The organism is Nitratireductor sp. OM-1 (genome assembly GCF_003296175.1).
Classification (GTDB): domain Bacteria; phylum Pseudomonadota; class Alphaproteobacteria; order Rhizobiales; family Rhizobiaceae; genus Nitratireductor; species Nitratireductor aquimarinus.
Genome location: NZ_CP029208.1, coordinates 573875 through 596044 on the forward strand (window position 1 = coordinate 573875; position 22170 = coordinate 596044).

Sequence of the window (22170 nt, forward strand, 5' to 3'; positions counted from 1 at the left end):
ATGACAAGGCAGGTTGCCATCACCGGCATGGGCGCCGTCACGGCGGCGGGCATTGGTGCGGACACGCTGTGGAACGCGGCAGCGGCCGGGCGCTCCGCCGTTCGCACCGTCGATCTGCCGGGGCGGGAAAAGGCGCGCGTCAACATCGCTGCGGCGCTGGATGAGGCGACGGACGCGCGCATCGCGGAACACACCAACACGACCACGGACCGCTTTGCAGCCATGGCGCTTCTGGCGGCACGGGAAGCGTTCGGTCAGGCGAACCTGCCGGGCGAAGCCTTCGGCCAGCGCTGCGGCATTGTGCTGGGCACTGGTGCTGGCGGCGCTGTCAGCACGGATCGCAACGCCCGCGCATTCTATGTGAAGGATGTGGACGCCGAGCCGATGAGCGTGCCCAAGGTCATGCCCAATGCCGCCGCCTCGCTTCTTTCGATGAAATACGGCATGACCGGCCCCGCACTGACCATCTCCACCGCCTGCGCCTCGTCGACCCAGGCCATCGGCCTCGGCTTCGAGCTAGTCCGTTCCGGTGCGCTGGACCGGGTCATCGTCGGTGGATCGGAGGCCATGCTCACGCCCGCCGTTTTCCGCGCTTGGGAAATGCTGCACGTTCTCACACCCGTCGCTTCCCGCCCCTTTTCCCGTCGCCGCGACGGCATGGTGCTGGGCGAAGGCGCAGCCATTCTCGTGCTTGAGGCTGAAGAAAGCGCGCGGGCGCGCGGCGCTGAAACTCTCGCCCTGCTCGCCGGATATGGAACCACCAGCGATGCGCGCGACATGCTGCGCCCCGATGCCGATGGCGCGGCCCGCGCGATGCAGCTGGCGCTGCAATCGGCCAACCTTGCGCCCGACGCCATCGGTTATGTGAACGCCCATGGAACGGGCACGGTCTACAATGATCTTGCGGAAGCCGAGGCGCTGCGCACCGTGTTTGGCGCACGCCTTCCCGACCTGCCGGTCTCATCCACCAAACCCGTTCACGGGCACTGCATCGGTGCGGCTGGCGCAATCGAGCTGATCGTCACCGTCGCTGCCCTGCGCGAACAGATCGCGCCGCCCACGATCAACTGGCTCGGGGCCGACCCGAAAATTCCGCTCGATCCCGTGCCCAATGAACGCCGGCCGGCGGCGATGGACGCTGCGCTCTGCAACTCCTTCGCCTTCGGTGGCATCAATGCAAGCCTCGTCGTGCGACGGGCCTGAAACGTTCCATTTCCCTGATCTCGAGAAACTCCGGACGCAAAACCGGTTGCCGGTTCTGCCGGAACTTCTTTGGCAGTTAATGGAAGCGGCCGTGCTTCTGCAGCACTTCGATCTTGTAGCCGTCCGGGTCCTGCACGAAGAAGAAGCGCGCCAGAAGCGTGCCCTCGCGCTCGAAGGCGACAATGTCGCGCGGCGCAAGACCGGCCGCCCTGAAACGGGCGTGCTCGGCATCGAGATCATCGACGACAACCGCCAGATGCCCATAACCATTGCCCAGATCATAGGGCTCGGTCTGGTCCTTGTTGATGGTGAGCTCGACCTCGAAGCCGATCTCCGCATTGCTCAGATAGACCAGCGTGAAGCTGTCGAAATCGAGACGGTCCGCAATCTCGAGGCCGAACGCTTCCTTGTAGAAAGCGACCGATTTTGCCTCGTCCAGAACGCGGATCATGGTGTGAATGCACTTGGCCAAGATGCCTCCAATAGCGTTTCAAGCGGCGCTGGCTAATCTGCCGGGCGCCTGATTTTCCGTTGTCGAGGCACCCGAATAACAGAGTTGAGGCATAAATGTGATGGTATCTTGCCACCATCTCACTTGAAAGATTGATGCTGACCGGCAGGAATGCTAGCTCACGTTACGTTACTTGTTTTTATCTCTTGGGAGGTTTCCGTGAACAGACGGCGTTTTGCGATTATTGGAGCAGTCTTGTGCGGCATCGCCGCGAGCGGTGTGGCGCTTGCCCAGCAGCCGCAGTTTTTCCGCATCGGCACCGGCGGCACGGCCGGCACCTACTATCCGATCGGCGGCCTCATCGCCAACGCCATCTCCAATCCGCCCGGCTCGCGCCCCTGTGAGGAAGGCGGCTCGTGCGGTGTTCCCGGCCTGATCGCCACCGCCCTTTCGGCCAATGGTTCGGTTGCCAATGTGAACGCCATTGCCGGCGGTTCGCTGGAATCCGGTTTCTCGCAGTCGGATGTCGCCACCTGGGCGCACAGCGGCACGGGCATCTGGGAAGAGCGTGATCCGGTCGAAAAACTGCGCGCCATCGCCAATCTCTATCCCGAGACGATCCACCTGGTCGCCAGCGCGTCCAGCGGCATCGACAGCGTCGATGACCTGGCCGGCAAGCGCGTCTCCCTCGACGAGCCGGGCTCCGGCACGCTGGTTGACGCCCGCATCATTCTCGATGCCTACGGCCTTACCGAGAAGGACGTTGAAGCCCATTACCTGAAGCCCGACCAGGCTGCCGAGCGCATGCGCGACGGCGCAATGGACGCCTTCTTCTTCGTTGGCGGTTTCCCGGCCGGCGCCATTGCCGAGCTCGCCAGCCAGCACGACATCACGCTCGTCTCCATCTCCGGCGAAGAAGCAGCCAAGGTGACGGGCGAGCATGGCTTCTTTGCCGCCAACACGGTTCCCGCCGGCACCTATGAGGGCGTGGGTGAAGACGTCACCACGCTTTCCGTCGGCGCACAGTGGATCACCAGCGCAGACCAGCCCGAAGAGATGGTCTACGAGATCACCAAGGCGCTGTGGAACGACAACAGCCGCAAGCTTCTGGATGCCGGCCACCTGAAGGGCCGCCAGATCACGCTCGACACCGCGCTTGACGGCGTCGGCATCCCGCTGCATCCGGGCGCCGAGAAGTTCTACCGCGAAGCGGGTGTGCTGGGCGACTAAGCCCTGCCGGCAAGCATCGCCAACGCAAACGGACTCGGCCTGTCACCACGGGCCGGGTCCGTCTTTTCAGGCGTCGACGCGCGCACCAAACGTGATTTCCAGAGAGGCTTTGCAGGATGGCCCATCCATCTGAATCCGAACGCGCGGAAGCGCTGACCGAAGAGCAGATGAAGGCGCTCGAAGAGCGCTATGATCCGGAAGTCCGTTTCAGACCCCTGCCCGAACTGCTCGGCTGGATCGCCGGCGGCGCGCTGTTCGTCCTCTCCTGCTATCACTATTACACGGCCGGTTTCGGCATTCCGCAGGCGACCACGCATCGCGGCGTGCATCTGGCCTTCACGCTGGCGCTGATCTTCGTTTTCTTCGCCGCCTGGAACCAGCCGCGCGAGCCGCGTAAGGGCCTGCTTTTCCCGCTCGGCATGCCGGTCATCGACTGGGTTCTCGCCATTGCGGGCGCGGTGGCGGCGCTCTATGTGCCGTGGATCTTCAACGATCTCGCCTTCCGTGTCGGCGATCCCCTGCCCATCGACGTGTTCATGGGCACGGTGCTTATCGTCGTGTTGCTTGAGGCCACGCGCCGCGCCATGGGCTGGCCGCTGCCCGTCATCGCCCTGCTCTTCATCGCCTATGCCTATTTCGGTCAGTCCATGCCAGGCATTCTGGCGCATCCGGGCGCGAGCTGGAGCAACATCGTCAACCATCTCTACCTGACGAGCCAGGGCATTTACGGAACCGCGCTGGGTGTCATCTCCACCTATGTGTTCCACTTCGTGCTGTTTGGCGTTCTTGCGACGCGCATCGGCCTCGGCCAGCTCTTCATCGACCTCGCCTCGGCCCTTGCCGGACGCTATTCCGGCGGCCCGGCCAAGGTGTCTGTGCTTTCTTCCGCCATGCTCGGCTCGATCTCCGGCTCGTCCATCGCCAACACGGTGACCACCGGCTCGCTGACGATCCCGGCGATGATCCGCATCGGCTATCCGCGCCATTTCGCAGCCGCCGTGGAAGCGGCAAGCTCCACCGGCGGTCAGATCACCCCGCCGGTCATGGGCGCCGTCGCCTTCCTGATGATCGAATATCTGGGCGTTCCGCTCACCACCATTCTGACCGCTGCCCTCGTGCCCGCCTTCATGCACTTCTTCGGCGTTCTGGTGCAGGTGCATCTGGAAGCCCGCCGTCGCGGCCTGCGCGGCCTCACCAGGGATGAGCTGCCCGTCGCCTGGACCGTCTTCAAGGCAGGCTGGCTCACCACGCTGCCGCTCTTCGTGCTGGTGGCCATTCTCCTGTCGGGCAAGACGCCCTATCTCGCCGCCTTCTGGGGCATCACGGCCTGTCTTCTGGTGCTCGTCATCCAGAATTTCATCCGCCACGACATCAAGACCGCGATCCGCGAAAGCGTGCGCGAAACGTGGGACGGGTTCGTTGTCGGCGCGAAATACTCGCTCTCCGTCACGGCGGCGGCAGCCCTTGTCGGCGTCATCATCGGCGTGGTCACGCTCACCGGCGTCGGCTTCAAGATCGCCTATATGGTCACATCCGTTGCCGCCGGCTGGGCGCAGAGCGTGGCCGACAGTCTCGCCTTCCTGCCGTTCGAGCTCTTCAGCGTGAGCACCCTCACCCTGCTCTTCACCCTGATCATGACCGCAATTGTCTGCGTTCTGATGGGCTGCGGCATCCCCACCACGGCGAACTATCTGATCATGATCGCCGTCGCGGCCCCCATTCTGAGCCTGCTCGGCGTCGAGCCCATCGTGGCGCATTTCTTCGTGTTCTATTTCGGCGTTCTGGCAGACATCACGCCGCCGGTGGCGCTGGCGGCCTATGCGGCGGCCGGCATCGCCGGGGCCAACGCCTTCAAGGCCGGCAACACCGCCTTCCGGCTAGGCATGGGCAAGGCGCTGGTGCCGTTCGTCTTCGTCTTCTCGCCCTCCATGCTGCTCGTCACCGACAGCTTCACCTGGAACGAGTTCTTCCTGGCGACCATCGGTGCGATGCTCGGCATCTGGATGCTGTCGGCGGCGTTCTCAAGCTGGCTGTTTGCGCCGCTGCGCGTCTATGAGCGGCTGTTGCTCGCGCTCTCCGCCATCCTGTTCGTCGCGCCCGATCTCTACGCCACGCTGGCCGGCGCCATCATCGCCGCGCCGGTTTTCGTCCGCCAGTTCTCGGTGCGCAAGGCAGACACCGTCACGGCGGAAAACTGAGGACGGCAGGGGCGGTGCAGACCCCATCTTGCCGAGCCGCTGAAAGCTGACTACGCTTCCCCCGCCGCTTCCTGCCCGCAATGCGATGGCAGGCGACGGCGGGAGGAGAAACATGCCGTCTGACGAGACGAACAGCCTGGCGCCGCTGGACGCCTTCCAGGCTGGCGTACGCAATGTTTGCGGGCAGTTCCTGGTTTCGCCGCCGGACGGCGCACGGGACATGCGCGGCATCATCACACTGAAACAGCGTCAGGCGCTGGCAGTTGCCGTGGTGCGCAACAGTGCGGCCCGGATCAACCGCGACTGGCGCTGCATCAGGCAGGATTCCGCCGAGCACCTGTTTCTGGTTCTGCAGAAGGCGGGCCATTCGGTGATGCGCCAGGGCGATGCCGATGTACGGCTTGCGCCCGGCGACTTCATCATGATCGATTCCGCCTATCCCTCACGCTTCCTCTATGGCGACAGCGGCAGCCTGCAATATTCCGTGCATCTCAACCGCGCCGAATTCGCCCATCGCTTCGGCACCTGCGCGCTGGGCGGCTGTCCGATCCCCGGCTCCACCGATATCGGCATGGCGCTGCGCGCCACCATCGACCGCATCGTCGATGGCGAGGGAGCTGCCGCGCAGCAGCACTTCATCGGCGAGGCCTTCTTCAACCTTATGGGGGCCTATCTCTGCGGCATGGAGGCAGGCGACCTGCCCTCCTCTGAGACGAGCAACGAACTGCTCATGGCCAAGGCGCGCGCCTATATCCGGCAGCGTTTCCGCGATCCCGAGTGCACGCCGGCAGACGTCGCAGCCGCCATGGGCGTCAGCCTGCGCGCCCTGCAGCGCCGGTTTCAGGCGGACGGCTCCTCCCTGTCGGAATGTCTCATCGGCGCGCGGCTCGATTATGTGTGCCAGCGGCTGATGGCGCAGGAGGCGGCGGGAACCTCGGACCGCATCTCGACGATCGCTTTCGACGCCGGCTTCAACGACCTGTCCTATTTCAACCGCCAGTTCCGCGCCCGCTACCGGGTGCCGCCCGGCGAATACCGCCTTCATGCGGCGACGCCATCGGCCAAAAGCGTGACGCAATAGTCCAAGACCGGTGGCCGGCCCGCTTCCACTATGCCCGATTGATGCCGCCTGAAAGGCGGCGCTATCGGAGGAGGAAGACGATGGCAGACACCGCGACAGCCACAGGCGCAGATGCGTTCCAGAACATCATCAATGGCCGCCCCGCGCCAACCGCGGGGAGCCAGCCCGTGCTTGATCCGGCAACCGGAACACCGGTCGGCCAGATGCCGCTTGGCACGGTTGAAGATCTCGACGCGGCGGTGGACGCCGCCCGCGCAGCCTTTCCCGCATGGGCGGCCACCAGCGATGCGGACCGTCAGGCAGCATGCCTGAAGATCGCAGACCGACTCGAACAGGCGATCCCGGAGCTTGCGCCCCTTCTGACGGCTGAGCAGGGCAAGCCCATTGGCGGTTTCGGCTCGCAGTGGGAAATCGGGGCTGCCGCCGCATGGACCCGGCACACGGCAGGCCTCGAACTGCCGGTCTCCGTCCTGCAGGACAACAATGAGGGCCGCGTGGAGGTGCACCGCAAGCCCATCGGCGTGGTTGGCTCCATCACACCGTGGAACTTCCCCGTGCTGATCGCCGCCTGGCACATCATTCCCGCCGTGCGCGCCGGCAATTGCGTGGTCATCAAGCCCTCGCCCAACACACCGCTCGCCACGATCCGCTTCGTCGAGATCATCAATCAGGTGCTGCCGGCCGGCGTGGTCAACATCGTGTGTGGCGCAGATGAAATCGGCGCGGCCATGTCCGCCCATCCCGGCATCGACAAGATGGTGTTCACCGGCTCCACCGGCACAGGCCGCAAAATCATGGCCTCGGCCGCCGAAACGGTGAAGCGCCTGACGCTTGAACTCGGCGGCAATGATGCAGCCATCGTGCTGCCCGATGTCGATCCGCAGGCGGTTGCCGAAGGCCTCTTCTGGGGCGCGTTCCTTAACAACGGCCAGACCTGCGCCTGTATCAAGCGGCTCTATGTGCATGACAGCATTTATGCCGCCGTCTGCGATGCGCTCTCGGCGCTGGCCGCCGCCATTCCCATGGGCGACGGACGGCAGGATGGCGTCGCGCTCGGCCCGGTGCAGAACGCCATGCAGTTCGAGCGCGTGAAAGAGCTGGTCGAGGAGGCAAGGGCTTCCGGCGCGCGCATTCTCACTGGCGGCGCGCCCTCCGGCGGGCCGGGCTATTTCTATCCCGCCACCATCGTCGCCGATGCCGAACACGGCATGCGCCTTGTCGATGAAGAGCAGTTCGGCCCGGTCCTGCCGGTCATCCGCTACACGGATGTGGAGGCCGTGATTGCGCGGGCCAACGACAATCCGAACGGGCTTGGCGGCTCCGTCTGGTCGCAGGACACCGAACGCGCCAAGGCGCTGGCGCTGCAACTCGAATGCGGCACCGCGTGGATCAACAAGCACGGCATGATCCAGCCCAACGCCCCCTTTGGCGGCATCAAGCAATCCGGCGTCGGCGTGCAGTTCGCCGAGGCAGGGCTGATGGAGAACACCGTCGGCCAGACCCTGATCATGTAACGGCACGGTTCAAGAGGAGGAGACACGATGAAGAGACACTTATCCGCCACCTGCGCGGCCATGGCGCTCACCGCCTTATGCGGCGGCGCTCTGGCTCACCCGCTGGACGGCCTGTCGAAAGAGGAGATCGCCGAGGTCGTCACCATCATGAAATCCGATGACCGGATTTCCGGCGAAGCCCGCTTTCCGCTGATCGAGCTGAAAGAACCGGAAAAGGCCGAAGTGCTTCCCTGGAAAGAAGGCGATGAAGGCCCCCGCGCCGCCACCGTCCATGTCATCTCGGGCGACGAGACCTACAAGGCCGAGGTCAATCTCGTTTCCGGAGAAATCAGTGATTTCGGCGCCATTGGCGGCCAGCACATGGTGCTTCTGGAAGAATTCATCGGGGCCATGGATCTGGCCCTTTCCGACGAAAACTTCGTCGCCGCCCTCGCAAAGCGCGATCTGGAGCCCGGCGACGTGTTCTGCCTGCCGCTCACGGCCGGCTCGTTCGACATGGAGGCGGAAGCCGGTCAGCGCCTGATGAAGGTGCCCTGCTACGTCAATCCGACCGGCTCCAACTTCTATGCCAAGCCCATCGAAGGGCTCTATGCCGTGGTCGATCTCGCCGGCAAATCCGTGGTCGAGGTGATCGACAATGGCGTCGTGCCGGTGCCGCAGGATGCCTGGGGTTACATGGAAGATGAGGTCGAGGCGCGCACGGGCGCGCTGCGCCCCGAAAGCAATCCCGCCACGCTTCGCCAGGAAGGCGATCCCAATTTCACCATCGACGGCAGCATGGTGAACTGGGACATCTGGCGCTTCCGCTGGCGCGTCGACAAGCGCCCCGGCGTGGTTCTGTCCAACATCGAGGTCAATGACCGCGACGACTGGCGCTCTGTGCTCTATCAGGCCCATCTGTCGGAAGTCTTCGTGCCCTATATGGACCCGGACGAAGGCTGGTACTGGCGCACCTATATGGACAGCGGCGAATATGGTTTCGGCATCTTCCTGAGCCCGCTGCGCGCGGGCGTGGACTGCCCCGCCTATGCGCGCTTCCTGCCCGCCACCGTGCATGACGATCTGGGCAACCCGATCGAAATCCCGGATGCGTTATGCATCTTCGAACGCAATATCGGCGACCCCGCCTGGCGGCATTACGAGATCTTCGCCCAGAGCGAGGAACAGTCCGTGCCGGCGGAAGGCCGCCCGGCAAGCGAGCTGGTGGTGCGTTCCGCCTCACAGGTGGGCAATTACGACTATCTCATCGACTATGTGTTCGAGCAGAACGGGCGCATCCGCGTGATGGTCGGCGCAACCGGCCTTGATGCGGTGAAGGGCGTTGCCTCTACCTCCATGGAGGACGCAACCGCCGAACAGGAAACCCGCTACGGCACGCTGATCGTGCCCAATCTGGTCGCGCCCAATCACGACCACTTCTTCAACTTCCGGCTCGATTTCGACATTGACGGTCAGGACAATGTCTTCATGCGCACCGGCCTCGTGAAGGGCGACATGCCCGATGGCGTGCCGCGCCGCTCCATGTGGGTGACCGAGGCGACAATGCCGAAGACCGAAATGGAAGCGCGCTATCGCGTGAACCCGGCAACGCCGGCCATGTATCACATCATGAACATGGGCCGGAAAATCGGCGTCGGCCATGCGCCGGGCTACATGATCCTGCCGCAGAACAGCGTCGCCTACAGCCCGCTGGATACGGAGAACGATCCGCCCGCAAAGCGCAACGCCTATATCGACTACACGTTCTGGAACACGCCCTACGCGGCAAACGAACGCTATGCCGGCGGCGAATACGCCTTCCAGAGCGACGGGTCGGACACGCTGGCCGAGTGGGTGAAGCAGGACCGCAGCATAGACAACACCGACATCGTTACCTGGTACACGATGGGGTTCCATCACGTACCACAGATGGAGGACTGGCCGGTCATGTCGACCATGTGGAAGGGCATCACGCTGAAGCCCTACAACTTCTTCCCGCACAATCCGGCGCTCACCGTGCGACTGCCCGAATAGGCCAGAGCATCGGACCGAAAAGTGGTGTCCGGTTTTCGGATCATTCCGATGCTCCATCAATAAATCAGATCGCAGAAACGAAGAGAGGCGCGACCGAAAGGCCGCGCCTCCTTTGTTCAACCCGTAGGGGTGATTATTCGGCGCCGATTGCGTCGAGACCGGCGCGGGCGCAGGTGGCGTCAATGTCGCCCGAAGGCGCGCCGCCGACACCGATGCCCGCCACCAGAGCGCCACCGATGCGCACCGGCAGACCACCGGCCTGGATCACCAGACGGGAATCCATGTCGCGCAGGCCGTCATTCTGCGGGTTCTCACCGATGAAGTTGGCCAGACCAGCCGTGTCGCGGCCAAGGCTTGCGGAGGTGAAGGCCTTGCCGACGCTGCTGCCGGTCGTGTGCGGGCCGGAATTGTCGGCTTTCACGAGAACCTTGGTTGCGCCGCTGCGCTCCACCACGGCAACGCTCACCGCGTAACCTTCAGCCGCACAGGCGTCGAGTGCAGCCTGAGCAGCCTTCTGCGCCATGTCGAGCGGCAGGTAGGGAGCGGTGGGCAGGTCCTGAGCCGAAACGGCGGTCGCGGCCAGAAGCGAGGCGGAAAGAACAATCGAACGGATCATCGGGAACTCCTTGGGTTTGGATGATCCGTTTCTAGCAATCTGCCCCGCTCCACCGCATCGGTAGCGCTGGCGGGGGGCTCCGTAGTTCTACGGATGCCTGTTCGCCTGCAGCCAGAGCCGCGTCATTTCCGCCGCCGATGTCGTGCCGAGCTTTGCGCCGATGGAAGCGCGATGGCTTTCCACCGTGCGTGGCGAAACGGCCATGGAAGCGGCAATCTCCTTGGTGGTGAAGCCGCCGGCAATGCGCTCCAGAACCTCGCTTTCACGGCCCGTCAGGCTCGCCAGAAGATCCGCCGTTTCGGCGTGTTCGGCCGCTTCCCGCTCAGAGCGGTCCAGCATGTCCTGCGCCTTCTGGATGGCGTCGATCAGATCCTGCTCATCGACGGGCTTGCTCAGAAAATCCACCGCGCCATTGCGGAAAGCCCGGCGGCAGGCCTCGATATCACCATGGCCGCTGATCACCACGGTCGGCCAGTCTATGCCCTGCGCGATCAGGCGCTCCTGAAGCTTCAGGCCCGAGATCACGGGCATGCGAATGTCGAAGATGAGGCAGCCGGGCGGCAGCTTGCCGAGCGCGGCCAGAAAACTTTCGGGGTCGGGAAACGATTTCACGTCGACGTCGACCGTGCTCAAAAGCAGCACCAGAGCGCGACGCACGGCTTCGTCGTCATCCACCAGATAGACCGGCCTGCCACTCATGCCGAAACCCTCCCGTCATCGTGCTTGATCTCGTGCCGTTGGCTCGCCAGAGGGAGGCGCACCTGAAAGCGGGCGCCTCCTTGCGAGGGCAATAGCTCGATCTCGCCATTCATGCGCTCGACGATGCGTTGCGAGAGCGAGAGGCCAAGCCCGGTGCCCTGCTCCTTGCCGGTCACGAAAGGCTCGAACACCTGCCCCGCCAGCGCTTCATCCACGCCCGGCCCATTGTCATACACGTCCAGAATGGCGAGCCCCGCCTCGCGGCAGCTTGTGACGCTCACCTGCCCGTCCTGCGTTTCTTCCAGCGCCTCAAAGGCGTTGCGCACGAGATTGAAAATCACCTGTTCGAGCTCCGTCCGGTCGGCGCGCACGGCCAGCGCCTCATCGGCAAGGTCCAGCTTCAGCTTCACCGAACGCTTGCGCGCCTCGGGCGCAAGGAGCGCCTCAACGCCGCCGATGGCCGCATTCAGGTCGGTCATGCCGGTCTCACCGCGCGGCGGACGGATCCACTGGCGCAGATGCGAGAGAATGTCCGCGCCGCGCCGTGCCTGCGCGACAAGTTCGTCCAGCACGGACGCCACGGCCTGCGTATCGCCCTTGCCAAGCAGGCGGCGGCCCGCCTGCGCCTGGGTCAGAATGGCGGTGAGCGGCTGGGTCAGCTCATGGGCGATGCCGCTTGCCATCTCGCCCAGCGAATTGACCCGCGACGCATGGGCCAGCCGCGTCTCGCGCGCGCTGAGCTTCGCTGCACGTTCCGCCTGCATGCGCCCGGCCCATTGCTGCCACAGCGCCAGACCGGCCAGGAACAGCACCGTCATCACGATCAGCGCCGGAACGATTTTCGACATGGGGAACAGCGCCGCCATGTGCTGGGTGACTGCCGTGCGCAGCACAAGCGGCTGCGAGGCGCTGCCCAGCGTTCTCTCGAAAGCGGGTGGCCCGACGATTTCATCGCCAATCAGAAGCGCGCCATCGGGAAAGACGAGCGACTGGCTTGCCGAAGCGGTCTGCCAAAAGTCGCGATCACTATCCAGAAGTCCCTGCGCGTCGATCTCAAGACCCAGACCATAGATCGCCGCATCGCTGTTCGGGCTGCGCTTGACCAGAAGATAGTGCCCCGGCACACCGCCGGGCATTGGACCCAGAACCAGCGACCCATCGGTTGCCTGAACCGCTGCGCGGATCGCCGCATCGACCGCCGGATCGGCTGAGGCGCGGGTCGTCACGCCTTTGCCGTCCTCATCCACGGGCACGAGATCGACAGCCTCAATGCGTGGATAGAACCGGCGGAGCGCATTGGCCACGTCGAGAAAGAGATCGAACCCGCTTTCACCGCCGGCAAGCGCCACCGCCGAGAGCGCCGTCATATGCGCGTCGTGCTGGCCGGCCCGCTGCGAGGCAAGGCGATGCAGCGCCGCACTCTCATCATCGAGTTCCGAGAGCAGCCGCCAGCGCTCATTGGCGGCAATCGCGGCAATGGTTGCGAGCGCCAGCACGAACCACGCGGCGACAAACCAGACCGGCCGGCCGAAGCCCCGAAAGCCCCCAGGGCCCCCAGGGCCCCCAGGGCCCATGCGATTGTCGGAAGAATTCTGTTTCATGCGCGCGATCTTGAGGAAGGGCGGGGCTTTTGCAAGCTCATTGTGCCGGAAACATCTCGGCCACGATTTCCGCCAGATGCTGCAGCGCCGCGCCGGCCCCGGCCTCACGCCACGCAAAACCGATTTCGATTTCCGGCTGCACGCCGGCAAGCCGGAAATAGGCAACACCCGGTCGCACCATCCGCCGCATCGTGCTCGGCACGAAGGCGACGCCAAGCCCGCCGGAGACCAGATTGATGATGGTCTGCATCTGCATGGCCTGCTGCCCCGGAAGCGGCGCAGCCCCCCGCTCCGCATAATAGCGGGTCACGAGATCGTGCAGCACCGGCGCGCCATGCCGGGGAAAGAGAATGACCGGAAGGTCGCGCAGGGCTGCAAAGTCCAGCTTGCCGCCACGGGGCCGCACACGGCCGGAGATCACCCATTCCTCCGGCACGGCAACCACCAGCCTGTCCTTCTCCACCGGGCGGTAGCGCAGCGGCGAATGCAGCGCGCCGCGCGGCGGGGTGATGACGATGCCGGCATCCAGCGTTCCGTCGAGCAGTTCGGCGATCTGCACATCGCTCGTCGCCTCGCTCAGAACCAGTTCCACCTCGGGAAACCGCGCCTTGAAGCGGCTGACCAGCTCCGGCAGGAAACTGTAGCTGACGAAACTGATGAAGGAGAGCCGCACCGTGCCGATTTCGCCGCGCGACAGACGCTGCGCCACCTGCGGCAAATCGCCGGCCTCCTGCAGCACACGCCGCGCATGCGGCAGCCACTCGCGCGCCACGGGCGTCAGCGCCACGCTGCGTCTCGTGCGCTCGAACAGCGGCAGGCCGAGCTCCGCCTCCAGCGCCTGAATGCTCTGGCTGAGAGGTGGCTGGGTCATACCGAGCCGTTCTGCGGCACGACCGAAATGCAGTTCCTCGGCAACGCTGACAAAGTGCCGTATCTGGCGGATGTCCATGCGCTTCTCATCTGCAAAGCAACTTAATTTAATACGATATATATATTTCTCATATCACACAAACACCCATAGCCTCTGCCCGGATGGTGGCGCATCGCCTGAAACGGCGCTTGAGGACGGGTCCCGGAATAGCGCCGCCGGCGCTCGGTCCGGCCGTGCTGCGGCGCGGATAATCGCAAGGGGGACCTGGCCAGTTCCGCAAATCCCGCCGCCCCGGCGAACAGTGTCAGATTGAATAATTGGGGACCGAATGGGTTTGACACGCCCGATCCTTTGGGCGAATGGGAGAAAACAATCGCAATGAAATTCCATAAAGGGAGAGAGTGATGAAACTTTTCGCAAGAAATCTTGCGTCTGCGGCAGCGTTCGCTGCGGCACTGGGCATTTTGGCTGGCGCGCAGTCCGCGCAGGCTCAGCAGGAAATCAAGCTCGGCTACGCGCTTGCGCCGAACTCGCATTACGGCGTCGCCGCCGACAAATGGCAGGAAGAAGTCGAAGCCAAGACCGATGGCCGCTATACCTTCCGTCACTTCCCCTCCTCCGGCCTCGGCGGTGAGCGCGAAGTGATCGAAGGCCTGCAGATCGGCACGATCGAAGCCACCATCGTCTCCTCCGGCACGCTCAGCAACTTCGTGCCCGAGACCGGCGTGTTCGACATCCCCTTCCTGTTCCGTGATCTCAACCACGCACGCGACGTGCTCGACGGCGAGATCGGCCAGAACATCCTGGCCAAGTTCGATGATGTCGGCCTGGTTGCGCTTGCATGGGGCGAGCAGGGCTTCCGCCACATCACCAACAACCGCAACACGATCGGCAAGCCCGAAGACGTCGCCGGCCTGAAGCTGCGCACGATGGAAAACCCGATCCACATCACCGCCTTCGAGACGCTCGGCGCTGCGCCGACCCCGATGGCATGGCCGGAAGTCATCAGCTCCCTGCAGCAGGGCACGATCGACGGCCAGGAGAACCCGCTCTCCGTCATCACGTCGACCAACCTCTCCGAGGTCCAGAAGTATCTGACGCTCTCCGGTCACGTCTATTCGCCGGCCATGCTGCTCGTCTCCAAGCAGCTCTGGGAAGGCATGTCTGACGAAGACAAGCAGGCGTTCCAGACCGGTGCGACCGAAGCCGCAAAGGCGATGCGCGCCTTTGTCGACAATGTCGAGACCTCCGGCGTCGCACAGCTCAAGGAAGAAGGCATGGATGTCGGCGAACTCACCGCCGAGCAGAAGGCCGCTTTCCAGCAGGCCGTCCAGCCTGCCTACGAGCAGTACTACGAACAGTATGACAAGGCGCTGATCGACCAGATCATCGCGACGAAATAAGCGCTTCGCGCCATCACGTCCGGACGGCGGCCCCGTGGTCGCCGTCCGAATTCTGTTTCAGAATGTAATTTTTCGGGCCAGACGGTTCCCACCGCTCGTGGGGATGGGCTAAACAAAGCCCGTTCAACGGGCTGCGGCGCAACCGGCCGCCAGGCGGGGAAGATCGGTGAAAACGTTCGAGCGATATTTTGTTGCCCTCAACAAGTGGGCGCTGGTGCTGCTTCTCGGCGCCATGGCGGTCATCGTCTTCGCCAATGTTTCGCTGCGCTACCTGACGAATTTCTCGATCACATGGTCCGAGGAAGTCGCCCGCTACCTGATGATCTGGATGACCTTCATCGGCGCCGGCCTTGCCCTGCGCACCGGTGGCCATGTGGCAATCAGCAATTTTCAGGAAATGCTCGGCAAAAATGGCCAGCGCGCAGTGCGCATCCTCATCCTGCTTCTGCTTCTGGCCTTCTTCTCGCTCATGATCTGGATGGGCCTGAACTACATGGAGCGCGCCCGTTTTCAGCTCACGCCGGCAACCCGCGTTTCCTTCCGTTACATCTACGCCGCGATGCCGATCGGCTTCAGCCTGCTCATCGTGCATCTGCTTCTGGTGGCGCGCTCCTTCGTGATGGAAAACCGGTTTGTCGACATCGAGACCGACACCCCATCCGCCGCGCTCGCCGAGAGCGGTGACACCCATATCGCAGCCAACCGGGACTAGACGGCCGTGGCGCTGATCCTCTTTGCATCCTTCTTCCTTCTTCTCATCATCGGCATGCCGGTGGCCTTCGCGCTGGCACTTGCCGTCTGGGCCGCGATCAGCCTCGGCAGCACCTATCCGCAGATCGTCATCGTCAAGGAGATGTTCTCGGGGCTGGACAGTTTCCCGCTCATGGCGGTGCCGTTCTTCATTCTGGCGGCAGAGCTGATGTCGAGCGGCGCGATGACGCAGATCCTGCTGCGCTTCGCCTCGCAGTTTGTCGGCCATCTCCGTGGCGGGCTGGGCTACGCCAATGTGGTGTCGTCCACCATGTTCGCCGGCATTTCCGGCTCCGCGCTCGCCGATGCCGCCGGCCCCGGCGCAATGATGATCCGCATGATGGAGAAGGACGGGTACGACAAGTCCTATGCCAGCGCCCTCACGGCGTCGGCCTCGGTGGTCGGCCCCATCATCCCGCCATCGATCATCATGATCCTCTACGCCATGCAGGACGAGCGGGTTTCCGTGATCGCCCTGTTCATGGCGGGCCTCATTCCCGGCGTCGTGATCTCGCTCGCGATGGCCGCGACCAACTGGTATGTCTGCCGCAAGCGTGGCTTCAAGAGCAGCGCCCCGCGCCCCTCCGCGCGCGAGATGCTGCGCACCAGCTTTCAGGCACTGCCCGCAATCTTCCTGATCGTGCTGATCATCGGCGGCATTCGCAGCGGCATGTTCACCCCCACCGAAGCCTCGGTTGTGGCAGTGTTCTACGCCCTTCTGTGCGGCATGTTCGTCTACCGCTCGCTGCGGATACGCGACCTGCCGGACATCATCTATCGCTCCGCGCTCGTCACCGTCGCCATTCTGCTCATCCTGGCAGCGGCCCGCGCTTTCGCCTGGATCATCATCATTGAGGGCATCCCGCAGAGCATCGCGGCCACCATCGTGGCATGGGACCTCAGCCCCATCGTGTTCCTGCTGGCGGTCAACGTTCTGCTCCTGGCTTTCGGCCTGTTCATGGACCCGCTTCCAGGCGTCATGATCCTCGTGCCGATCCTCAGCCCCATCGCCTATTCGCTGGGCATCGACCCCATCCACTTCGCCATCGTGGTGATCGTCAACCTGACCCTGGGGCTTCTGACGCCCCCGGTCGGGGCGTTGCTGTTCGTCGTGTCGTCAGCGGTGAAGATCCGGGTCAGCGACATGATCCGCGAGATGCCGCCCTTCCTGATCGTGCATCTGATCGTGTTGCTGTCGCTCACCTTCATCCCGGCGCTCTCGACCTGGCTGCCGAGCCTCAGCGGCTACTAAAGCAATTCCAGGAAAAGCGGGAATTCTCTAACTTCAGCCCCCGCTGGCGTCAGCCGGTCAGACCAGCGTCAGCCGATCAGAACGTCGGGTTCAAACTTGCCCGTCGGCACACCAAGATCGACAAGAAACACGCCCCCGGCCGCATCAGCGCCGGGGCTTTCAGGATCGATGTTCACTAAGGCCGATGTCACGAGAAGGCGCTCCGCCTCAGGCCCGACAAAGGCCGGGCAGGTGGTCAGTGCGGCCGGCAGCGCGATCTTGCGAAGAAATGCGCCATCTGGCGCGTAGACCTGCACCCCGTGCCCGCCCCAGCACGCCACCCAGAGATTGCCCTGCGCATCCACCACCGCGCCATCGGGCATGCTGTCCTCGAACGGTGCGCCGAATGGCATTGGCGCGCCAATGGGCAGACCGGTCCCGGCGTCGAGCGCGACCTGCATGATCTGGCGGGTCGGCGTATCCGTGAAATAACCCAGGCGGCCATCCGGCGAAAAGCAGATCGCGTTGCTGACCGTGATGCCTGAAAAGAGGCGGCGCAGCGCGCCCTTGCGATACCAGTAGATCGAGCCTGCACCCTCTTTCTCGTCCTTGCCCATCGTGCCGATCCAGAAGGCCCCCGACGGATGCACGCGGGCATCGTTCGAGCGGGTCTGCGGCTGATCTGCCTCCAGCGGCATGTGCAGGCTGAGACTGCCATCGGCGATGCTGCGCAGGTAAAGACCGCTCTCCGTCACCAGCAATTGCCGCTCGCTGTCGATCCGCGCAAGCGCGCTGGAGAGTTCGGGCAAGCCATGCTGGCGCGTTACGCCGCCTGTAAAGCAATGCTCAAACAACACCCTGCCGGGTATGTCGAACCACCAGACCGTATCCGTGTGCCGGTCATAAGTCGGCCCCTCGCCCAGCGTGCAGCGGAAACCTTCAAGCCGCTCCCAAACCGTTCCGGTCAAATGCCCCTCCTTTGCCCATCTGCCCCTCAGCGCAGACATAGCGCTGCCTCTACATCGCCTTCAAGCGGAATGCACCGGAAGGAGTCCTGACCCAGCCTTGATCACATTTTGGAGAGAATGCCGCCTGGCACACCGTCAGAAGCCCTCAACATATTGATATACCGGCGATCTTTCACTTAAAAAGGCGTGGGGGCCCTACATCAAGGCGAAGCATACGGTGAAAGCACGGATAGAAGACGGGAATAGCAGCACGGTCGCATTGCAGAATGGTTTGGAATTGGTTCGTCGTCTGTCCGACGAAGGCCCGATGACCAGTGAGGAATTGGCACAGAGCCTTTCCCTGAGAAGCGACACGACCGCCAAACTTCTGAAAACGCTGGAAATGCACGGTTTTGTCGAACCCGCGCGGTTCGCCAAACGCTTCCAGCCAGGCAGAATGGCTGGAACCCTTTCAGAGAAATTTCTTGGCGATACGCCCGTCACCGACATCGCCCGCCCCGTTCTTCAGGCGCTTGCCGACCAGCATGACGGAATCGGAACGCTCGTGGTGGCGGACCGGGACGAAGCCCTTCTTCTGGTCACCTGCAGCGGCCCGACCCGCCAGAATGCCCATGAATGCCATGTGGGCTCGACATACTCCCTGCCATTCACGGCGGGCGGACACGCCCTGCTCTTCACCATGCACAATGCAGCAGACGAACCGATTGCAGAGCGCGGCTACAACGAGGTCGAAACCAGGGCGCTTGAAGAGAGCTTTGCGTTCTTCTGCGCGTCCGGGTGCTTCCGGACGCCGCTTCCCGAATGCGATCTGCTGTTGCTCGGCGCGCCGCTCCATCTCAGCAATGCCGTTCTGGCGCTGGAACTCGCAATTCCAGATGGATCGGGTGCCAGCCGGGACACGACAGCGGCGGTCAAGGATCTTCTGTCAGCCGTCGAGCTGATCCAGCGCAAATGCTCCACGCTTGGCGTGCGCTATCTGGAAGATTCCTGAAACGGCATCCGTTTCTGCGTCAGGCGGTCACGCCTGACGTCAGCAGGGCCTCGCCTCAGACGGCGTGCTGGTGAAACTGGGTGTTCTGGGCGCGGGTCGATAACGCCGCAGACAGATGCACGAGTTCCTGCCCCAGCTCCCTGAGACGCGATGGTGGCGTATGGGCGCGCGGCGCACCGCAGGCGATAGACATCGCGTTCAGCTGGCCCGAAGGTCGCAGTGGCACCGCCACGCCATGCACATCTTCATGCCAGTTGCCCAGCGACAGCGCAAAGCCCTGCTCCTCTATCTCCGAGAGCCCCTGCTCGACATGCTGCGCCAGGTGCGACCAGTCCCCACCGTGATGCCGCTCTAAAGCAGCCATCAGGTGTCTAAGCTGTGTTTCTTCAAGACAGGAAATCAGCGCGTGGCCGATGGGCGAGGCGGCAAGCGGAATGCGCGAGCCGGCCTCCAGGCGTAACGTCACCAGCGTGGCGCTGCTGTGGCACACTTCCAGATGCAGCGCGTCGGTGCCATCGATCACGGCAAGAGCGGTGTGAACCCGGAAATTGTCGGCTATCTCCTGCAGATAGGGGCGCGTCAGCTCGACGATCTGCGCTTCGCTGCGCGCACCATATCCAAGCCGCACAACCCCTGGAGCCAGGCGAAAGCGACGACGGCTGGCGCTGTAGTGCAAAAGCCCCATCAATGCGAGCGATTTGGTCAATCGCGCAACGGTAGCAGCCGGCAGATGCGTGCGCTCGACAATGTCGGAATTGCTCATCCAGACGGGCGCTTCGGCAAAAACGGAGAGAAGGCGCAGTCCCCGGGACAGCGCGGTTGAAACAGGCGGCGTCTTGCGCCCTTGCCGCTTGAGTATACCCGCGCCTGCCATTCTCCCCCCTTGGTGTGATGTTGAACCCTTCGGAAAAAGGGAACCAAAACTAGCAACACTGAGGCTCCACAGGCAACGATAAACGTGCGTTTATCGCAAACATTCTACGGCAAACTGCAATTTCAAAACCGGGTTTAGTTCTGAAACACTGCGTCAACACGCTAGGGTCAGGACCCTAGTTCACATGAAACCCTAAACTGGCTCACAACGCCGGCCTCTTCCGCCTCTATGTACTGACCGGGCCTGAAGCACATCTTTTCGATCCGATGCTCCAGAACGCCAAACTCAGGAGGCAACCACGTGCCCCACGCGACAAACACCCCACTGAAAGCCCTCCTGATCGGCGAAATCGCGCCGCTTGGAGAGAAGCAGGCGCCAAGCGGGATCGACAAGAAGCCCGTCGAAAGGGCTCTTTTCCTCAGCCACACCGGCTTCATCGGCGACAATCAGGCAGACACCAAACATCATGGCGGCCCCGAAAAGGCCGTTCACCACTATCCCCGCGATCACTATGACGCCTGGCGGGAAGAGATCGGTGACAACACCCTTCTCGACAGCCCCGGCGCGTTTGGCGAAAATCTCTCAACCCTTGGCCTCAATGAAGAGACCGTGGCGCTGGGCGATGTGTTTCGCCTCGGCAACGCCATTCTTGAAGTATCCCAGGGGCGGCAGCCATGCTGGAAGCTGAACAGCCGTTTCGGCGTCAGGGACATGGCGCTCAGGGTACAGAAAAGCGGCCGCACCGGCTGGTATTACCGGGTCTTGCAGGAAGGCCGGGTAGCGCCGGGCGACGCGCTTGAACGGATCGAACGCCCCCTGCCCGAATGGCCGCTGAAACGGCTCTGGCAGACACTCTACGTCAAGACGCTCGACCGCAGCGAGCTGGAAGAGATGGCGGCGCTGGAGAAGCTGCCCGATGGCTGGCGGCGCTATGCGCAGCGACGCCTTGAATCCGGCAAGGTCGAGAGCTGGAACCGCCGCCTGCAGGGCGATAAAGCCGACTGAGGAACAGGGCCGACTGAAGAACACGAACACGCGCGCTCCGACAGCACGCGGGGGCGCACTCAAGCCCGGGTGGTCATCTTCCAGAGTGGAGAGAGGGAGAGAGAGTGGTGCCGCTTGTCAGACTCGAACTGACGACCTCCGCATTACGAATGCGATGCTCTACCAACTGAGCTAAAGCGGCCCTTTCGCCATGGTCGGACCCCCGCCATGACCAGCTTGCTTCGCCATCCGCTCTGTACGATTGCGGCGCGAAGCACTTTCCCAGTGCACATACCCGCCTCTGCGAGCTTTCGCAACCCAATTGTCGAGCCAGAACGCCGTTTGGAGAGGGACATTTCTGTCCGCAATCGCCAAGGCAGCAAGCGGCGTCCTGATAGCGGCAATCTCCCAGGAGATCAAGCGGAAATGGCACCGCCAGAGCAACCTAAAACAAGCCAATTAGATTCGATAATTAACAAACAATAATTAAGCAAATCATTTTAAATATAAATACAAATTACTTGATAAACAAATAGATATGATTTTTAAGTTGCGCATTGGAGGAATATACTATGAAAAATTTTGCACCAATTATAATTGCCGCAGCGGTGTTTCTGCCCGTGAATGCCCACGCCGACGCAAATGCGTATCAGTGCAGGACCAACAATTACCTCACGCATGTGAGAACCGACACACCATGGCGCGCCCATGTGGTGACCTACATCCACCTGACCGACAGGAAAAAGGTCCCGTCAGGCGGCGCAACCATCAACAAGATCAGGTGCAGACTACACCCGACGAGGACGGTGACCGAAAGCGGCAAACCCCCTACACAAATCCGTGGAAACGGCGGGGAGCACAGCCAGTAGAAAGCACCCGTGGCAGCGGCGTCCGGCCCCTTCTTTCACACGGCAGGCATGGACACCGCTGCTGCATTCGCTAAGTTGGCGATCATCACAATAGCCACCGAAAATTCCAGTAGGCAGGTACCCATGACGAATGTGACAATGACGGTGAACGGACAGAAGGTCTCGGGCAGCGTCGAAGGTCGAACCCTGCTCGTTCAGTTCCTGCGCGATACGCTGGGGCTGACCGGCACCCATGTGGGCTGCGACACCTCGCAATGCGGCGCCTGCACGATCCATCTGGACGGAAAATCAGTCAAGGCATGCTCCCTTCTCGCCGTGCAGGCCGAAGGCGCGGAGATCACCACCATCGAAGGACTTGCCGAAGGCGATGTGCTGCATCCGGTGCAGGCCGCGTTCAAGGAGCATCACGGCCTTCAGTGCGGCTTCTGCACGCCCGGCATGATCATGGCCGCCACGGACATGATTCGCCGCCACCCGGAAGGGCTCGACGAGGAAACCGTGCGCGAAGAGCTTGAAGGCAATATCTGCCGCTGCACCGGCTACCACAACATCGTCAAGGCCATCATGGCCGCTTCCGAAGCGGTCAAGACCGGTTCCACGAAAGCCGCCTGAGCGAGGAGAGC

19 protein-coding genes and 1 tRNA gene are annotated in these 22170 nt (G+C 63.0%); 12 read left to right on the forward strand and 8 right to left on the reverse strand.

Features of this window, described 5'->3' with window-relative positions:
* A complete protein-coding gene (locus DEJ54_RS02650; RefSeq protein WP_113153198.1) occupies window positions 1-1203 on the forward strand; it encodes a beta-ketoacyl synthase in 1203 nt (400 codons plus the stop codon).
* Between the two features lie 76 nt (window positions 1204-1279).
* On the opposite strand, the gene DEJ54_RS02655 is transcribed toward DEJ54_RS02650, so the two are convergent.
* Window positions 1280-1675 carry a VOC family protein gene (locus tag DEJ54_RS02655; RefSeq protein WP_113153199.1) on the reverse strand — a complete coding sequence of 132 codons (396 nt, stop codon included), beginning with the start codon at window positions 1673-1675 and terminating at the stop codon, window positions 1280-1282.
* A gap of 198 nt (window positions 1676-1873) precedes the next feature.
* Here DEJ54_RS02655 and DEJ54_RS02660 point away from each other — a divergent pair, with 198 nt between their 5' ends.
* The 5 genes from DEJ54_RS02660 to DEJ54_RS02680 all read left to right on the forward strand — a co-directional run bounded on the left by DEJ54_RS02660 (window position 1874) and on the right by DEJ54_RS02680 (window position 9690).
* Window positions 1874-2884: a TAXI family TRAP transporter solute-binding subunit gene (locus DEJ54_RS02660; protein ID WP_113153200.1), complete on the forward strand. Its 1011-nt coding sequence runs from the start codon at window positions 1874-1876 to the stop codon at window positions 2882-2884.
* A gap of 116 nt (window positions 2885-3000) precedes the next feature.
* On the forward strand, window positions 3001-5082 hold the full coding sequence (locus DEJ54_RS02665; RefSeq protein WP_113153201.1) for a TRAP transporter permease: 2082 nt from the start codon (window positions 3001-3003) through the stop codon (window positions 5080-5082).
* A 112-nt stretch (window positions 5083-5194) separates the two neighbouring features.
* Window positions 5195-6163, forward strand: coding sequence for a helix-turn-helix domain-containing protein (locus tag DEJ54_RS02670; protein ID WP_113153202.1), 969 nt, complete (start codon window positions 5195-5197; stop codon window positions 6161-6163).
* Between the two features lie 80 nt (window positions 6164-6243).
* The gene (locus DEJ54_RS02675; protein ID WP_245447674.1) at window positions 6244-7677 is read left to right on the forward strand and encodes an aldehyde dehydrogenase family protein; all 1434 of its coding nucleotides are present in this window, start codon (window positions 6244-6246) and stop codon (window positions 7675-7677) included.
* Window positions 7678-7704: 27 nt separating this feature from the next.
* Window positions 7705-9690: a tyramine oxidase gene (locus DEJ54_RS02680; RefSeq protein ID WP_113153203.1), complete on the forward strand. Its 1986-nt coding sequence runs from the start codon at window positions 7705-7707 to the stop codon at window positions 9688-9690.
* A gap of 133 nt (window positions 9691-9823) precedes the next feature.
* Here the strand turns inward: DEJ54_RS02680 and DEJ54_RS02685 are convergent, their stop codons facing one another.
* The 4 genes from DEJ54_RS02685 to DEJ54_RS02700 all read right to left on the reverse strand — a co-directional run bounded on the left by DEJ54_RS02685 (window position 9824) and on the right by DEJ54_RS02700 (window position 13555).
* Window positions 9824-10306 (reverse strand): heme-binding protein, encoded by a 483-nt coding sequence (locus tag DEJ54_RS02685; protein WP_090328370.1) that lies wholly within the window; start codon window positions 10304-10306, stop codon window positions 9824-9826.
* Window positions 10307-10393: 87 nt separating this feature from the next.
* Window positions 10394-11005, reverse strand: a complete 612-nt coding sequence (locus tag DEJ54_RS02690) for a response regulator transcription factor (protein WP_113153204.1) — start codon at window positions 11003-11005, stop codon at window positions 10394-10396.
* Window positions 11002-12501 (reverse strand): sensor histidine kinase, encoded by a 1500-nt coding sequence (locus DEJ54_RS02695; RefSeq protein WP_204360848.1) that lies wholly within the window; start codon window positions 12499-12501, stop codon window positions 11002-11004. The genes DEJ54_RS02690 and DEJ54_RS02695 overlap by 4 nt, the downstream gene beginning before the upstream one ends.
* A gap of 142 nt (window positions 12502-12643) precedes the next feature.
* Entirely contained in the window at window positions 12644-13555 is a 912-nt protein-coding gene (locus tag DEJ54_RS02700; protein ID WP_113153205.1) for a LysR family transcriptional regulator, read from the reverse strand.
* 326 nt (window positions 13556-13881) lie between these two features.
* Here DEJ54_RS02700 and DEJ54_RS02705 point away from each other — a divergent pair, with 326 nt between their 5' ends.
* From DEJ54_RS02705 to DEJ54_RS02715, 3 genes are all read left to right on the forward strand, one after another.
* Window positions 13882-14880, forward strand: coding sequence for a TRAP transporter substrate-binding protein (locus tag DEJ54_RS02705; RefSeq protein ID WP_113153206.1), 999 nt, complete (start codon window positions 13882-13884; stop codon window positions 14878-14880).
* A 166-nt stretch (window positions 14881-15046) separates the two neighbouring features.
* On the forward strand, window positions 15047-15592 hold the full coding sequence (locus tag DEJ54_RS02710; RefSeq protein WP_113153207.1) for a TRAP transporter small permease: 546 nt from the start codon (window positions 15047-15049) through the stop codon (window positions 15590-15592).
* A gap of 6 nt (window positions 15593-15598) precedes the next feature.
* Window positions 15599-16882 carry a TRAP transporter large permease gene (locus DEJ54_RS02715; RefSeq protein ID WP_113153208.1) on the forward strand — a complete coding sequence of 428 codons (1284 nt, stop codon included), beginning with the start codon at window positions 15599-15601 and terminating at the stop codon, window positions 16880-16882.
* 68 nt (window positions 16883-16950) lie between these two features.
* On the opposite strand, the gene DEJ54_RS02720 is transcribed toward DEJ54_RS02715, so the two are convergent.
* On the reverse strand, window positions 16951-17829 hold the full coding sequence (locus tag DEJ54_RS02720; RefSeq protein WP_245447676.1) for an SMP-30/gluconolactonase/LRE family protein: 879 nt from the start codon (window positions 17827-17829) through the stop codon (window positions 16951-16953).
* Window positions 17830-18046: 217 nt separating this feature from the next.
* On the opposite strand from DEJ54_RS02720, the gene DEJ54_RS02725 reads away from it, so the two are divergent.
* Window positions 18047-18820 (forward strand): MarR family transcriptional regulator, encoded by a 774-nt coding sequence (locus DEJ54_RS02725; protein ID WP_371685957.1) that lies wholly within the window; start codon window positions 18047-18049, stop codon window positions 18818-18820.
* 55 nt (window positions 18821-18875) lie between these two features.
* Here the strand turns inward: DEJ54_RS02725 and DEJ54_RS02730 are convergent, their stop codons facing one another.
* Window positions 18876-19694, reverse strand: coding sequence for an IclR family transcriptional regulator (locus DEJ54_RS02730; protein ID WP_113153211.1), 819 nt, complete (start codon window positions 19692-19694; stop codon window positions 18876-18878).
* A gap of 300 nt (window positions 19695-19994) precedes the next feature.
* Here DEJ54_RS02730 and DEJ54_RS02735 point away from each other — a divergent pair, with 300 nt between their 5' ends.
* Window positions 19995-20699: an MOSC domain-containing protein gene (locus DEJ54_RS02735; RefSeq protein ID WP_113153212.1), complete on the forward strand. Its 705-nt coding sequence runs from the start codon at window positions 19995-19997 to the stop codon at window positions 20697-20699.
* A 105-nt stretch (window positions 20700-20804) separates the two neighbouring features.
* On the opposite strand, the gene DEJ54_RS02740 is transcribed toward DEJ54_RS02735, so the two are convergent.
* A tRNA-Thr gene (locus tag DEJ54_RS02740) sits at window positions 20805-20880 on the reverse strand.
* A 790-nt stretch (window positions 20881-21670) separates the two neighbouring features.
* On the opposite strand from DEJ54_RS02740, the gene DEJ54_RS02750 reads away from it, so the two are divergent.
* Window positions 21671-22159: a (2Fe-2S)-binding protein gene (locus tag DEJ54_RS02750; protein ID WP_113153214.1), complete on the forward strand. Its 489-nt coding sequence runs from the start codon at window positions 21671-21673 to the stop codon at window positions 22157-22159.
* The last annotated feature ends 11 nt before the right edge of the window (window positions 22160-22170 follow it).

Excerpts from the sequence above, each read along its gene's own strand:
- DEJ54_RS02650 (WP_113153198.1), top strand. The coding sequence starts at position 1 with ATGACAAGGCAGGTTGCCATCACCGGCATGGGCGCCGTCACGGCGGCG.
- DEJ54_RS02665 (WP_113153201.1), top strand. The coding sequence starts at position 3,001 with ATGGCCCATCCATCTGAATCCGAACGCGCGGAAGCGCTGACCGAAGAG.
- DEJ54_RS02670 (WP_113153202.1), top strand. The coding sequence starts at position 5,195 with ATGCCGTCTGACGAGACGAACAGCCTGGCGCCGCTGGACGCCTTCCAG.
- DEJ54_RS02675 (WP_245447674.1), top strand. The coding sequence starts at position 6,244 with ATGGCAGACACCGCGACAGCCACAGGCGCAGATGCGTTCCAGAACATC.
- DEJ54_RS02680 (WP_113153203.1), top strand. The coding sequence starts at position 7,705 with ATGAAGAGACACTTATCCGCCACCTGCGCGGCCATGGCGCTCACCGCC.
- DEJ54_RS02685 (WP_090328370.1), bottom strand. The coding sequence starts at position 10,306 with ATGATCCGTTCGATTGTTCTTTCCGCCTCGCTTCTGGCCGCGACCGCC.
- DEJ54_RS02690 (WP_113153204.1), bottom strand. The coding sequence starts at position 11,005 with ATGAGTGGCAGGCCGGTCTATCTGGTGGATGACGACGAAGCCGTGCGT.
- DEJ54_RS02700 (WP_113153205.1), bottom strand. The coding sequence starts at position 13,555 with ATGGACATCCGCCAGATACGGCACTTTGTCAGCGTTGCCGAGGAACTG.
- DEJ54_RS02705 (WP_113153206.1), top strand. The coding sequence starts at position 13,882 with ATGAAACTTTTCGCAAGAAATCTTGCGTCTGCGGCAGCGTTCGCTGCG.
- DEJ54_RS02730 (WP_113153211.1), bottom strand. The coding sequence starts at position 19,694 with ATGGCAGGCGCGGGTATACTCAAGCGGCAAGGGCGCAAGACGCCGCCT.
- DEJ54_RS02750 (WP_113153214.1), top strand. The coding sequence starts at position 21,671 with ATGACGAATGTGACAATGACGGTGAACGGACAGAAGGTCTCGGGCAGC.